The organism is Pseudomonas sp. P9_2 (assembly GCF_034008255.1).
Classification (GTDB): domain Bacteria; phylum Pseudomonadota; class Gammaproteobacteria; order Pseudomonadales; family Pseudomonadaceae; genus Aquipseudomonas; species Aquipseudomonas synxantha_A.
The window spans coordinates 1191533-1205398 of the sequence record NZ_CP125376.1; the positions used below are offsets into that span (position 1 = coordinate 1191533).

The window sequence follows — 13866 nt, forward strand, 5'->3', positions numbered from 1 at the left end:
GTTGGCTGCCAAGAAAAAACCTGCACCCAAACGCGGCGCCAGCCGTTATCAGGCCCCGGCGAAGCAGCCGATCCCGGGCTGGCTGTGGATGGCCATCGGCCTGACGGTCGGTGCCTTCGTTGTGTTTCTGATGAAGCTGGAGCCTGGCCAGGGCGATGACGTCAAGCGCGTCAAACAGGAGCAGCAGAAGGCCACGAAAATTGCCGAGGCCAACAAGACTGCGCCAAGCCCGACCGCACCGGTGAAGCCGAAATACGACTTCTACACGCTGCTGCCGGAATCGGAAGTGATCGTGCCGCCCGACGCCGTGCCGGAGAAAACCCTGCCGACCCCGCAAGTGCCGACCACGCCAGTAACCCCAGCGGAAGCGGCGAAAATCGACACGGCTCGCGCCCAGGCTGCACTGGCCGGCATCACTCCGCCGCCAGCACCGCCAGTGGCAGCGACCAAGGCCGCGCCTGTGACCAAGTTCTTCCTGCAGGCCGGCTCGTTCCCGAAACAGGCGGATGCCGATCGTGTGCGTGCGCAGATCATTCTGTTGGGCCAATCGGTATCGGTTGAGTCCGGCACGGTGAAGGACGCGACCTGGTATCGCGTATTGGTAGGGCCGTTCAGCAACCGCGAACAACTGACCGTGGCGCAGAAACAATTGGCCGGGGCCGGGTTTAGCAACCTGTTGTTACAACAACGCCAGAGCCGCTGATTTCGAAGACATAGCAGAGCTAATGTGGGAGGGGGCTTGCCCCCGATGGCGGTATATCAGTCAATATATTCAGCGACTGACACACCGCGATCGGGAGCAAGCCCCCTTCCCACATTTGGTTTTGCGGTGTTCTTGAATAGGTGTCGGATCAATAAACACCACTCGTCCGCGCACCCGTCCTACGGTTGAAATCCCCCCCGCCACCCCCATATGAGTTCTCATCAGGGCATTTTCGCCCCGCTGCGTGGAGACTCTCCCCTTGACCACCATCGTTTCAGTACGTCGCCACGGCAAAGTCGTCATGGGCGGCGACGGCCAGGTTTCCCTGGGCAACACCGTGATGAAAGGCAACGCGAAAAAAGTGCGTCGCCTGTACCACGGCCAGGTACTTGCCGGTTTCGCAGGCGCTACCGCCGACGCCTTTACCCTCTTCGAACGCTTCGAAGGCCAGCTTGAGAAACATCAGGGCCACCTGGTGCGCGCCGCTGTCGAACTTGCCAAAGAATGGCGCACCGACCGCTCCCTCAGCCGCCTGGAAGCCATGCTCGCTGTCGCGAACAAAGATGCTTCGCTGATCATCACCGGTAACGGCGACGTGGTTGAACCCGAACATGGCCTGATCGCCATGGGTTCCGGCGGTGGCTATGCCCAGGCGGCAGCCAGCGCGCTGCTGAAGAAAACCGACCTGTCGGCCCGTGAGATCGTCGAGACCGCTCTGGGTATCGCCGGCGATATCTGCGTGTTCACCAACCACAACCAGACCATTGAGGAGCAGGACCTCGCCGAGTAAGCCGTAGGCTTATTCCCGCTTGAGGCCGCCAGACACTATGTCCATGACCCCCCGCGAAATCGTCCATGAACTCAATCGCCATATCATCGGCCAGGACGATGCCAAGCGCGCCGTTGCCATTGCGCTGCGTAACCGCTGGCGCCGGATGCAACTGCCCGAAGAACTGCGTGTTGAAGTAACCCCCAAGAACATCCTGATGATCGGCCCGACCGGTGTCGGTAAAACCGAAATCGCCCGGCGCCTGGCCAAATTGGCGAACGCCCCGTTCATCAAGGTCGAAGCTACCAAGTTCACCGAAGTTGGCTACGTGGGCCGTGATGTCGAGTCGATCATCCGCGACCTGGCCGATGCCGCCCTGAAGATGCTGCGCGAACAGGAAGTGACCAAGGTCAGCCACCGTGCTGAAGACGCAGCGGAAGAGCGCATCCTCGACGCCCTGCTGCCACCGGCCCGCATGGGTTTCAACGAAGACGCCGCACCGTCGTCGGATTCCAATACTCGCCAGCTGTTCCGCAAGCGCCTGCGTGAAGGCCAGCTGGATGACAAGGAAATCGAGATCGAAGTGGCTGAAGTGTCCGGCGTGGATATTTCTGCCCCGCCTGGCATGGAAGAAATGACCAGCCAGTTGCAGAACCTGTTCGCCAACATGGGCAAGGGCAAGAAGAAAAGCCGCAAGCTCAAGGTGAAAGAAGCACTGAAGCTGGTGCGCGACGAAGAAGCCGGGCGCCTGGTCAATGAGGAAGAACTCAAGGCCAAGGCCCTGGAAGCGGTCGAGCAGCACGGCATCGTGTTTATCGATGAGATCGACAAAGTGGCCAAGCGTGGCAACTCCGGTGGCGTCGATGTATCCCGCGAAGGTGTGCAGCGTGACCTGTTGCCGCTGATCGAAGGCTGCACAGTCAACACCAAGCTGGGCATGGTCAAGACTGACCACATTCTGTTTATCGCTTCCGGTGCGTTCCACCTGAGCAAGCCAAGCGACCTGGTGCCCGAGCTGCAAGGCCGCCTGCCGATTCGCGTGGAACTCAAGGCACTGACCCCTGGCGACTTCGAGCGCATCCTCAGCGAACCCCACGCCTCGCTCACCGAGCAGTACCGTGAGTTGCTGAAAACCGAGGGCCTGGGTATCGAGTTCCAGGCGGACGGTATCAAGCGTTTGGCGGAAATCGCCTGGCAGGTCAACGAGAAGACCGAGAACATCGGTGCCCGACGCCTGCATACCTTGCTTGAGCGCTTGCTTGAGGAAGTGTCGTTCAGTGCCGGCGACATGGCGGGTGCGCAGAATGGTGAAGCGATCAAGATCGATGCTGACTACGTCAACAGCCACTTGGGCGAATTGGCGCAGAACGAAGACTTGTCTCGTTATATCCTGTAAGCCTCACTCAATGTGGGAGTGGCTTGTGTGGGAGCTGGCTTGCCTGCGATAGCATCACCTCAGTGTTCCTGAAACACCGAGGTGCCTGCATCGCGGGCAAGCCCGGCTCCCACATTGGTCCCTCCCACATTTTGGGCCGGTTCCTTCAGGGTTATCTCCAATGTCGAAATTTCCTACCGCAGTAAACCTGCACAAAACCTCCAATACCCTTGGCCTGACTTACGGGCCGGGTGAAACCTACCAACTGCCCGCCGAATTCCTGCGGGTTCACTCGCCTTCGGCCGAGGTCCAGGGCCACGGCAAGCCCATCCTGCAATTCGGCAAGCTCAATGTCAGGTTGACCCAGGTCGAACCGGCCGGCCAGTACGCACTGAAATTGACCTTCGATGACGGCCATGACAGCGGACTGTTCACTTGGGACTACCTCTACCAGTTGGCCGTACGTCAGGACGCGCTATGGGCCGACTACCTGGCCGAGCTCAAAGCGGCCGGAAAAACCCGCGACCCGAGTGAGTCGGTCGTGCGGCTGATGCTCTAGCACAGGCATCTTGGTCTTTAGAGCGCATTTTCTAATTTCATCTGCTTGAATGCCCTGTCGCGTGGCCAATGATCGGCCCGCTTGCGAAAAAAAATAAACTCGGGTAACCAATGGAGCTGGCAAGTTCCCTGCATTTGACGATGCGGTATCAACGGTCACCCGGGTCGCAGTACCAGGCTGGTGTCGTGTATCGAAATTGGGTGCGCAGCAATCGCCGGTACTCGTCTTTCGGACAATGGAGCGTCGTAGATGAGTAACAAGAATAACGATGACTTGAAACGCCAGGCCTCGGAAAACACCCTGGGGCTGAACCCGATCATCGCGTTACGCAAAAAGGATTTATTGGCCTCGGCCAAGATGGTGCTGACCCAAGCCATCAAGCAGCCGTTGCACAGCGTCAAGCACGTCGCCCACTTTGGCGTCGAGTTGAAGAATGTGATGTTCGGCAAATCCCAACTGGTGCCTGAAGGCGATGACCGTCGCTTCAACGACCCGGCCTGGAGCCAGAACCCGCTCTACAAACGTTATTTGCAGACTTACCTGGCGTGGCGCAAGGAACTCCACGACTGGATCGACGACAGCAACCTGCCGGCACAAGACATCAGCCGTGGCCACTTCGTGATCAACCTGATGACCGAAGCCATGGCCCCCACCAACAGTGCGGCCAACCCGGCGGCGGTCAAGCGCTTCTTTGAAACCGGCGGCAAAAGCCTGCTCGACGGTTTGTCCCACCTGGCCAAGGACATGGTGCACAACGGCGGTATGCCGAGCCAGGTCAACATGGGCGCTTTTGAGGTCGGCAAGACCCTGGGCACCAGCGAAGGCGCGGTGGTGTTTCGCAACGATGTGCTGGAGCTGATCCAGTACAAGCCCATCACCGAGCAGGTACACGAGCGCCCACTGCTGGTGGTGCCGCCGCAGATCAACAAATTCTACGTATTCGACCTGTGCCCGGAAAAAAGCCTGGCGCGTTTCTGCCTGCGCAATGGGCAACAGACCTTTATCGTCAGTTGGCGCAACCCCACCAAGGCCCAGCGCGAGTGGGGGCTCTCTACTTATATCGAGGCGCTCAAGGAAGCGGTCGATGTGGTCACGGCAATTACCGGCAGCAAGGACGTGAATATGCTCGGCGCCTGCTCCGGTGGCATCACCTGCACCGCACTGCTGGGCCACTACGCGGCGCTGGGCGAGAAGAAGGTCAACGCCCTGACCCTGTTGGTGAGCGTGCTGGACACCACCCTGGACACCCAAGTGGCGCTGTTTGTCGACGAGCAAACCCTGGAAGCAGCCAAGCGCCATTCCTATCAGGCCGGCGTGCTGGAAGGCCGCGACATGGCCAAGGTGTTTGCATGGATGCGCCCCAACGACCTGATCTGGAACTACTGGGTCAATAACTACCTGCTGGGCAACGAACCGCCGGTGTTCGACATCCTGTTCTGGAACAACGACACCACCCGCTTGCCGGCCGCTTTCCATGGCGACCTGATCGAACTGTTCAAGAACAACCCACTGGTACGCGCCAACGCCCTGGAAGTGTGCGGCACGCCCATTGACCTCAAGCAGGTCACTGCCGACATCTACTCCCTGGCCGGCACCAACGACCACATCACGCCGTGGCAGTCGTGCTACAAGTCGGCGCAGTTGTTCGGCGGCAAGGTCGAGTTCGTGCTCTCCAGCAGTGGGCACATCCAGAGCATCCTCAACCCGCCGGGCAACCCCAAGGCGCGCTACCAGACCAGCGAGGGCTTGTCGGGCAGTGCGTTGCAGTGGCAGGAGAACGCCACCAAGCACACCGATTCGTGGTGGCTGCACTGGCAGGTGTGGCAGGCGGAGCGGGCGGGGAAGTTGAAGAAAGCACCGGCGACATTAGGCAGTAAAACCTATGCCGCCGCCGAAGCGGCGCCAGGTACCTATGTACATGAACGCTAGGCATTCTTGTGATTGAAATGAGATCAGATGTGGGAGCTGGCTTGCCTGCGATAGCGATGGGCCTGCTCACTAATCGCTGCCTGAAAGAATGCCATCGCAGGCAAGCCAGCTCCCACACTGAACGGGTTCCTACAGACCAATAGCACCACTTCACAGGGCTTGAGCATGGCGCAACCGTTCATCTTCCGTACCATCGACCTGGATGGCCAGACCATCCGCACGGCGGTACGCCCGGGCAAGCCGCACTTGACCCCGCTGCTGATCTTCAACGGCATCGGCGCCAACCTTGAGCTGGTGTTCCCGTTCGTCCAGGCCCTGGACCCGGACCTGGAAGTGATTGCGTTCGATGTGCCCGGCGTTGGCGGTTCCTCGACGCCGAAGCGGCCTTATCGCTTCCCGGGCCTGGCCAAACTCACTGCGCGTATGCTCGATTACCTCGACTACGGCCAGGTGAACGCCGTGGGTGTGTCCTGGGGCGGGGCGCTGGCGCAGCAGTTCGCCTATGACTACCCGGAACGCTGCAAGAAGCTGATCCTGGCGGCCACGGCTGCCGGGGCCTTTATGGTGCCGGGCAAGCCCAAAGTGCTGTGGCTGATGGCCAGCCCCAGGCGTTATATCCAACCGTCCCACGTGGTGCGCATCGCGCCGATGATTTATGGCGGCTCGTTCCGCCGCGATTCGAACCTGGCCGCCGAACACGCCAGCAAAGTGCGCTCGGCCGGCAAGCTGGGTTACTACTGGCAACTGTTCGCCGGGCTGGGCTGGACCAGCATTCATTGGCTGCACAAGATCCGCCAGCCCACCCTGGTATTGGCCGGGGACGATGACCCGCTGATCCCGCTGGTCAACATGCGCCTGCTCGCCTGGCGCATCCCCAATGCGCAGTTGCACATCATCGATGACGGCCACCTGTTCCTGATCACCCGGGCTGAAGCCGTGGCGCCGATCATCATGAAGTTTCTCGAAGAGGAGCGCTTGCGCGCAGTGATACATCCGCGACCGGCGGTGTGAAGGACCACACCACCGCGCAACTTGCCAGGAACCGACTATGGTTCTGGATTGGCGTGCCTGCTTGATGTCTTGACGAAGGAGTGTTGGCTCATGCGAGAAAGACCCGTGACGAACCCGGCGCCCACCCCCGCTGCGTTCATCAACGCACAAAATGCGATCACCGGCCTGCGCGGCCGGGACTTGCTGTCAACCCTGCGCACCGTCGCCGCGCACGGGCTGCGCAACCCGGTGCACACCGCCCGCCATGCCCTGGCCCTGGGCGGCCAACTGGGCCGTGTGCTGCTGGGTGAGACTCTGCACGAGCCCAACCCCAGGGACCATCGCTTCAGCGACCCCACCTGGACGCTCAACCCGCTGTACCGGCGCAGCTTGCAAGCCTATCTGAGCTGGCAGAAAGAGACGCGGCAGTGGATCGATGACAGCACCCTCAGTGACGATGATCGCGCGCGCGCGCAGTTCGCCTTCGCCCTGCTCAACGACGCCGTCTCCCCTTCCAACACCCTGCTCAACCCGCTGGCGATCAAGGAGTTGCTCAACTCCGGCGGCAACAGCGTGGTGCGCGGCGTGAGTAACCTGTTCGAAGACCTGCTGCACAACAACGGTTTGCCCCGCCAGGTCAGCAAACACGCCTTCGAAGTCGGCAAGACGGTGGCGACCACGCCCGGTTCGGTAGTGTTTCGCAACGAACTGCTGGAGCTGATCCAGTACAAGCCCATGAGCGAAAAACAGTACGCCAAGCCGCTGCTGGTGGTGCCGCCGCAAATCAACAAGTACTACATCTTCGACCTCAGCCCGGCCAACAGCTTTGTGCAATATGCCCTTAAAAATGGCCTGCAAACCTTCATGATCAGTTGGCGCAACCCGGACGTGCGCCATCGCGAATGGGGCCTGTCCACCTACGTGGCGGCGATGGAGGAGGCACTGAATGTCTGCCGGGCCATCACCGGCGCCCGCGAGGTCAACCTGATGGGCGCCTGCGCCGGTGGCCTGACCATCGCCGCCCTGCAAGGCCACCTGCAAGCCAAGCGTCAGCTGCGGCGCATCTCCAGCGCCAGTTACCTGGTGAGCCTGCTCGACAGCCAGATCGACAGCCCCGCAACCTTGTTCGCTGACGAACAAACCCTGGAAGCCGCCAAGCGCCGCTCCTACCAGGAGGGCGTGCTGGACGGCCGTGACATGGCCAAGGTGTTTGCCTGGATGCGCCCCAACGACCTGATCTGGAACTACTGGATCAACAATTACCTGCTGGGCAAGGAGCCGCCGGCCTTCGACATCCTGTACTGGAACAACGACAACACGCGCCTGCCCGCCGCCTTGCACGGCGACCTGCTGGACTTCTTCAAGCACAACCCCCTGAGCCATCCTGGCGGCCTGGAGGTGTGCGGCACGCCCATCGACTTGCGCAAGGTCACGGTGGACAGCTTCAGCGTGGCCGGGATCAACGACCACATCACACCGTGGGACGCGGTGTATCGCTCCACCCAACTGCTGGGCGGCGAGCGGCGCTTTGTGCTGTCCAACAGCGGGCATATCCAGAGCATCCTCAACCCGCCGGGCAACCCCAAGGCCAACTACGTCGAGAACCTCAAGCTGAGCAGTGACCCGCGTGCCTGGTACTACGACGCCCGGCATGTCGAAGGCAGCTGGTGGCCGCAGTGGCTGGAATGGATACAACAACGCTCCGGGGTACAACGCGAAACGCTTACCGCCCTGGGCAACCAGAACTACCCACCGATGGAAGCAGCGCCAGGCACTTATGTGCGGGTGCGTTGAGCTCAACGATCACATTAAGAAGACTGGATGAAGACCCGCGACCGTATCCTTGAATGTGCCTTGCAGTTGTTCAACCACAAGGGCGAACCGAACGTCTCGACCATGGAGGTGGCCAATGAAATGGGGATCAGCCCCGGCAACCTCTACTACCACTTCCACGGCAAGGAGCCGTTGGTGCTGGGGCTGTTCGAGCGCTTTCAATGCGAGTTGGCACCATTGCTCGATCCTCCCGCCAATGCGCAACTGGAGGCCGAGGATTACTGGCTGTTCCTGCACCTGATTGTCGAGCGCATGGCCCACTACCGCTTCCTGTTCCAGGACCTGTCGAACCTGGCCGGGCGCCTGCCGAAGCTGGCCAAGGGCATTCGCAACCTGCTCACGGCGCTCAAGCGCACCCTGGCCTCATTGTTAGCGCGGTTGAAAGCCGCGGGGCAACTGGTCAGTGACACCCAGGCACTGGGACAGCTGGTGGAACAGATCACCCTGACCCTGCTGTTTTCCCTGGATTACCAACGGATTCTAGACCGTGAGGGTGAGGTGCGAGTGGTGGTGTACCAGATCATGATGCTGGTGGCCCCCCATCTGTTACCGACGGCGCGGAAGGCGACTGAGAAGTTCGCCTTGAAATATCTGGATGACACTGATTAAACATGTGGGAGCGGGCTTGCCCGCGATAGCGTTGGATCAGCCAATGCCTGTATGACTGACACTCCGCCATCGCGGGCAAGCCCGCTCCCACATTGGAAATGCAGCGTTTTTTAGGCTTGCATAAAAAACGCCCGGTCTTCGCAGACCGGGCGTTTTTTTGTGTCCCGGAAAAATCAGGACTGACTGGATGGCGTCGGGGTGACCGGCGTTGCAGTCGGGGTAGCAGCCATATGCGTCGGTGCGGACACCGAGTTGGCGGTAGAAGCGGCCGGTGCTGGCGCCGCTGCCGGCTTGGCCGCTGCGGCAGGCTTTGCTGCTGCCGGTTTTTTCGCTACCGCAGGCTTTTTGGCCGCTGCAGGTTTGGCCGCAGGCTTGGCTGCTGGTTTCGCAGCAGCGGGCTTGGCAGCAGGTTTGGCAGCAGCGGTTTTAGCCGCAGGTTTGGCAGCCGGTTTAGCCGCAGGTTTCGCGGCGGCTTTAGCGGCCACTGGCTTAGCGGCAGGCTTGGTGGCCGGTTTGGCGGCAGCGGTTTTAGCCGCTGGCTTGGACGCAGGTTTCGCAGCGGCTTTGGCTGGTGCCTTGGCAGCGGGTTTTGCAGCCGGCTTGGCGGCGGCTTTAACCAGAGGCTTGGCGGCAGTTTTCGCGGCGGGTTTTGCAGCGGCTGTTTTAGCCGCAGGTTTGGCAGCCGGTTTTGCTGCAGGCTTGGCCGCGGCGGTCTTGGCAGGAGCCGCTTTGGCGCCGGTCAGTTTTTCAATTTGCTTGGTCAAGGTATCGACCTTGCTGTGCAGCGTCTTCAATTCAGCCTTGCTGGGTACGCCCAGTCGCGAAATTGCACTATTGAGGCGCTTGTCGAAGGTTTCTTCCAACTTGCCCCAAGTGTCAGAAATGCTCGACTTGGCGGAACCGGCGGTTGCCTTGGCCGCGTCCACTTTTTTACCGACTGTGCTCTTGGTCAACTTCTCGGCCTTCTCGCCGTCCTTGACCAGAGTCTCGAAGTATTTACCGCCGTCACTGCTAACCTTCGAGTACACGCCTAAACCAGCAAGCCAGATTTTGCGGGAATATTTTTCAACTTCCCCGACCCACGAGCTGCCTTCTTTCTGAGTAGTCTTTTTAACAGCCATCCCGATGTCTCCTTAGTGTTTACGCGCGACACGTTCGAGCAATGCCGTCAGCTCTTCGAGCTTAGCAGAGAGTGTCTCCACGTCATGTTTAGACGCAATGCCGATTCGATTCAAGGCACTTGCAACACGCGTGTCAAAAGCTTTTTCAACTTTATCCAGCTGAACTTCAACCAAGCCCCTGACGCCGGAGACGTTACTCTTTACTTGATCAATCTGACTGTTGGCGGCATCAAGTTGTTCAACTACAACTTTTTTACCTTTGCTTTCAACGCGTTGGCCGCTCTTGACCAGCTCTTTGAAGTATTCGCCGCCCTCGTTGCCGACCTTTGCATAGGCACCAAGGCCCGCCAGCCAGATCTTGCGGGCATAGCTTTTAACCTCACTCAGGGGGGTGGTTTGAACGTCGATTTTTTTCTTCAAAATAACTTTGGCCATGGTGCACCTCACGCAAAAAGGGTGGAGGACGGCCCGCAGGAGTTGAGGGCTTGGGCACAAAGTAGGGGTTAAAATTAGAATCGGCACCCTAAGTCAGGCCAACGCCTTATCCAAGGCTTTTTCGATTTCGGACTTGATCGTGCCACTCATGGCCGACATCAACAGGCCGAGTTCTACCTCGATGCGCAGCGAGTCATCGGCCACCGCGACGGTGCCCTTAACCCCGGAACGTTTCAGCTTCAGGGTATCGCCGGCCCATGAAGACTCCACACCATATTTATCCTCGAGTTTGCGCGCCAATTGCTCAGCCTTGGCCCGCGCCTGTTCTTTTCCCAGGGTATGTTCACGCTCAACGGTAATACGGGCCATTGCAATGACTCCTCTTTATAACGACTCGGAACACCCGCCATGCGGCAAATGGCCTCGGTGAGCCTCTATCTTACCTGCAGCCTTGCCAAGACAAAGTAGGCCTTGGGGATTATCATGTCCCGCATTCTCTTTTGGTGACAGCGATATGACTGATCAGCGCAAAGGCAGCGATGCCGAACCCACCACTCACTTCGGCTTCAAGAACGTCCCGGAAAGCCAAAAAGCGGAAAAAGTCGCTGAGGTGTTTCACTCCGTGGCGGCCAAGTACGACCTGATGAACGACGTGCTTTCCGGCGGCATGCACCGTCTGTGGAAGCGCTTCACCATCGAGTTGTCGGGCGTACGCACCGGCAACCGGGTACTGGATATCGCCGGCGGCACGGGCGACCTGGCCGCCAAGTTCTCCAAACTGGTCGGCCCCACCGGTCAGGTGGTTTTGGCCGATATCAACGGTTCGATGCTCAAGGTCGGCCGCGATCGCCTGCTCGACAAAGGTGTGGCCGGCAATATCGAATTCGTCCAGGCCGACGCCGAGAAGCTGCCGTTCCCCGACAACCATTTCGACTGCGTGACCATCGCCTTCGGCCTGCGCAACGTCACTCACAAGGAGGACGCGATCCGCTCGATGCTGCGTGTCCTCAAGCCGGGTGGCCGCCTGCTGGTGCTGGAATTCTCCAAACCGACCAACGCGCTGATGTCCAAGGTCTACGACACTTACTCGTTCGCCTTCATGCCGCTGATGGGCAAGTTGATCACCAATGACGCCGAGAGCTACCGCTACCTGGCCGAATCCATCCGCATGCACCCCGACCAGGAAACCCTGAAGTCAATGATGGTGGAGGCCGGTTTCGACCGCGTGACCTATCACAACATGACCTCCGGCATCGTTGCCTTGCACCGAGGTATCAAACCCTGATGCTGCTCGCAGGCCTTCTCGCAAGCGTCGAACATGGCCTCAACCGTGTTCTGCGCCTGGACAGCACCGCCCTGGCACGGCTCGCGCACTTGAACGGCAAAGTCATTGCCGTCGACTGCCGCAGCCCCGCTGTGCAGCTGTTTATCCTGCCCAGCGATGAAGGCTTGCTGCTCGCCACTCAATGGGCCGCCGACGCCGACTGCACCTTGCGTGCACCGGCCTCCAGCCTGTTGCACCTGGCCCTGAGCCGCAACAAGACCGCCATCCTGCACAGCCCCGAGGTGGAGCTGGAAGGCGACAGTGCGGTGCTGATGGACCTGGCCGCCGTGCTGCAGGACCTGGAGCTGGATTGGGAATACGAACTCTCGCGCTGGATCGGCCCGGTCGCCACCCAGTTGCTCAGCGGGCACCTGCGCAGCCGCTCGCGCTGGTACCAGCAAGGGTTCGCCAGCCTGAACCAGAACCTCGCCGAATACCTGAGCGAAGAATCGCGCACCCTGGTTGGGCAACGGGAAGCGCAAGCGCGCTTTCGTGAGCTCGACAAGGCCAAAATCGACCTGGAACGCCTCGAGGCCCGCTTCGAACGCCTGAGCCGCTCCCTTGATCCAAGCGATAACGCATGAAGCTGCTCGCCGTCCGCCGTTTGTTTCGTATCCAGCGCGTCGTAATCCGTTACCGCCTCGATGACCTGCTGTTTGCCCTGCCCCTGCCCTGGTTCCTGCTGGCGGTGCGTTATGTGCTGCCGTGGCGCTGGTTCCCGCGCAAACAGCTGGAGCTCAGCCGAGGCGCGTGCCTGCGCCTGGCGTTGCAGGACCTGGGGCCGATCTTTATCAAGTTCGGGCAGATCCTCTCCACCCGCCGCGACCTGCTGCCTGAAGACATCGCCGACGAACTGATGCTGTTGCAGGACCGTGTGCCGCCTTTCGATTCGCAGCAGTCGATGGCGCTGATCGAAGAACAACTGGGCCAGAAGATCAGCGAGGTGTTCAGCCGCTTCGATGTCGAGCCCCTGGCCTCGGCCTCGGTCGCGCAGGTCCACGCCGCACAGCTCAAGACCGGCGAAGAGGTGGTGGTAAAAGTCATTCGCCCGGGCCTCAAGCCAATCATCGGCCAGGACCTGGCGTGGCTGTTTATCCTGGCTCGGGCGGCCGAACGTTTTTCTGCCGACGCGCGCCTGCTGCACCCGGTGGATGTGGTCGCCGACTACGAAAAAACCATCTACGACGAGCTCGACCTGCTGCGCGAAGCAGCCAACGCCAGCCAATTGCGACGCAACTTCGAAGGCTCGCAACTGCTGTACGTGCCACAAGTGTATTGGGACTGGTGCCGGCCGAAAGTGCTGGTGATGGAGCGCATCTACGGCGTGCAGGTCACCGACCTGGCCACCCTCGCCGACCAGCGCACCGACATGAAGATGCTCGCCGAACGCGGGGTGGAGATCTTCTTTACCCAAGTATTTCGCGACAGTTTCTTCCATGCCGACATGCACCCCGGCAACATCTTCGTCAGCACCGTCAATCCGTGGAGCCCGCAGTACATCGCGATCGACTGTGGCATCGTCGGCAGCCTGACCCCGGAAGACCAGGACTACCTGGCGCGCAACCTGTTTGCGTTCTTCAAGCGCGACTACCGCCGCGTGGCGCAGTTGCACATCGATTCGGGTTGGGTGCCGGCGGAAACCAAGCTCAACGAATTCGAAGCGGCGATCCGTACCGTATGCGAACCGATCTTTGAAAAACCGTTAAAAGATATTTCCTTCGGTCAGGTGCTGATGCGCCTGTTCCAGACGGCGCGGCGCTTCAATATGGAAGTACAACCGCAGTTGGTGCTGCTGCAAAAAACCTTGCTCAACATCGAAGGCCTGGGCCGCCAGTTGTATCCGGACCTTGATCTATGGAACACCGCGCAACCGTTCCTGGAGCGCTGGATGCGTGAGCGGATGAGCCCGAAGACCATGTTGGGCAACCTGCACAGCCAGTTCGAACAACTGCCGCACCTGGCCAACATGACCCGCGACCTACTGGAGCGCATGTCCCAGCCCCACGCCAAAGACCCCGAGCCGCCTTGGCGCAAGCGCAAGGACGACTGGTTCCTGCGCCTGCTCGGCGCCGCGCACCTGGTGGGCGGTGTGATGCTGGTGATCGGCGGGCCGCTGAATCAACTGGGTCACTGGCCAGCCGGAATCATGGTGGCGGTGGGTGTTTATCTGATCGTGCGTCGATAGCCAATCCGGTTATACACTGTCGCAAATTGCCGGA

General features: G+C 60.2%; 14 protein-coding genes. 11 read left to right on the forward strand and 3 right to left on the reverse strand.

What is annotated here, in order from left to right:
• Position 1: 1 nt before the first annotated feature.
• From QMK52_RS05145 to QMK52_RS05180, 8 genes are all read left to right on the forward strand, one after another.
• The gene (locus QMK52_RS05145) at positions 2-703 is read left to right on the forward strand and encodes an SPOR domain-containing protein (protein WP_005784023.1); all 702 of its coding nucleotides are present in this window, start codon (positions 2-4) and stop codon (positions 701-703) included.
• Between the two features lie 259 nt (positions 704-962).
• Positions 963-1493, forward strand: coding sequence for an ATP-dependent protease subunit HslV (gene hslV, locus QMK52_RS05150; RefSeq protein WP_003171209.1), 531 nt, complete (start codon positions 963-965; stop codon positions 1491-1493).
• A 37-nt stretch (positions 1494-1530) separates the two neighbouring features.
• Positions 1531-2868 carry an ATP-dependent protease ATPase subunit HslU gene (hslU, locus tag QMK52_RS05155; protein ID WP_003171208.1) on the forward strand — a complete coding sequence of 446 codons (1338 nt, stop codon included), beginning with the start codon at positions 1531-1533 and terminating at the stop codon, positions 2866-2868.
• 160 nt (positions 2869-3028) lie between these two features.
• A complete protein-coding gene (locus QMK52_RS05160; RefSeq protein WP_005784019.1) occupies positions 3029-3406 on the forward strand; it encodes a gamma-butyrobetaine hydroxylase-like domain-containing protein in 378 nt (125 codons plus the stop codon).
• Positions 3407-3655: 249 nt separating this feature from the next.
• A complete protein-coding gene (gene phaC, locus QMK52_RS05165) occupies positions 3656-5335 on the forward strand; it encodes a class II poly(R)-hydroxyalkanoic acid synthase (protein WP_005784017.1) in 1680 nt (559 codons plus the stop codon).
• Positions 5336-5500: 165 nt separating this feature from the next.
• Positions 5501-6346, forward strand: coding sequence for a poly(3-hydroxyalkanoate) depolymerase (gene phaZ / locus QMK52_RS05170; RefSeq protein WP_122732474.1), 846 nt, complete (start codon positions 5501-5503; stop codon positions 6344-6346).
• 90 nt (positions 6347-6436) lie between these two features.
• Entirely contained in the window at positions 6437-8119 is a 1683-nt protein-coding gene (gene phaC / locus QMK52_RS05175) for a class II poly(R)-hydroxyalkanoic acid synthase (RefSeq protein WP_320403879.1), read from the forward strand.
• A gap of 27 nt (positions 8120-8146) precedes the next feature.
• Complete coding sequence (locus QMK52_RS05180; RefSeq protein ID WP_005784011.1) at positions 8147-8767, forward strand: TetR/AcrR family transcriptional regulator; 621 nt, start codon at positions 8147-8149, stop codon at positions 8765-8767.
• 173 nt (positions 8768-8940) lie between these two features.
• Here QMK52_RS05180 and QMK52_RS05185 read toward each other — a convergent pair whose 3' ends face one another.
• The 3 genes from QMK52_RS05185 to QMK52_RS05195 form a co-directional block, all read right to left on the reverse strand.
• Positions 8941-9888, reverse strand: coding sequence for a phasin family protein (locus tag QMK52_RS05185; RefSeq protein ID WP_320403880.1), 948 nt, complete (start codon positions 9886-9888; stop codon positions 8941-8943).
• A gap of 12 nt (positions 9889-9900) precedes the next feature.
• A complete protein-coding gene (locus QMK52_RS05190; RefSeq protein WP_122732485.1) occupies positions 9901-10323 on the reverse strand; it encodes a phasin family protein in 423 nt (140 codons plus the stop codon).
• 93 nt (positions 10324-10416) lie between these two features.
• On the reverse strand, positions 10417-10692 hold the full coding sequence (locus QMK52_RS05195) for a polyhydroxyalkanoic acid system family protein (protein ID WP_005784005.1): 276 nt from the start codon (positions 10690-10692) through the stop codon (positions 10417-10419).
• Positions 10693-10837: 145 nt separating this feature from the next.
• Here QMK52_RS05195 and ubiE point away from each other — a divergent pair, with 145 nt between their 5' ends.
• The 3 genes from ubiE to ubiB are packed head-to-tail and all read left to right on the forward strand — an operon-like array spanning position 10838 to position 13832.
• Positions 10838-11608 (forward strand): bifunctional demethylmenaquinone methyltransferase/2-methoxy-6-polyprenyl-1,4-benzoquinol methylase UbiE, encoded by a 771-nt coding sequence (gene ubiE / locus QMK52_RS05200; RefSeq protein WP_003171186.1) that lies wholly within the window; start codon positions 10838-10840, stop codon positions 11606-11608.
• Positions 11608-12231, forward strand: coding sequence for an SCP2 domain-containing protein (locus QMK52_RS05205; RefSeq protein ID WP_005784000.1), 624 nt, complete (start codon positions 11608-11610; stop codon positions 12229-12231). Before ubiE ends, QMK52_RS05205 begins: the two co-directional genes overlap by 1 nt.
• Positions 12228-13832 carry a ubiquinone biosynthesis regulatory protein kinase UbiB gene (gene ubiB / locus QMK52_RS05210; protein WP_005783998.1) on the forward strand — a complete coding sequence of 535 codons (1605 nt, stop codon included), beginning with the start codon at positions 12228-12230 and terminating at the stop codon, positions 13830-13832. Before QMK52_RS05205 ends, ubiB begins: the two co-directional genes overlap by 4 nt.
• Positions 13833-13866 lie beyond the last annotated feature (34 nt).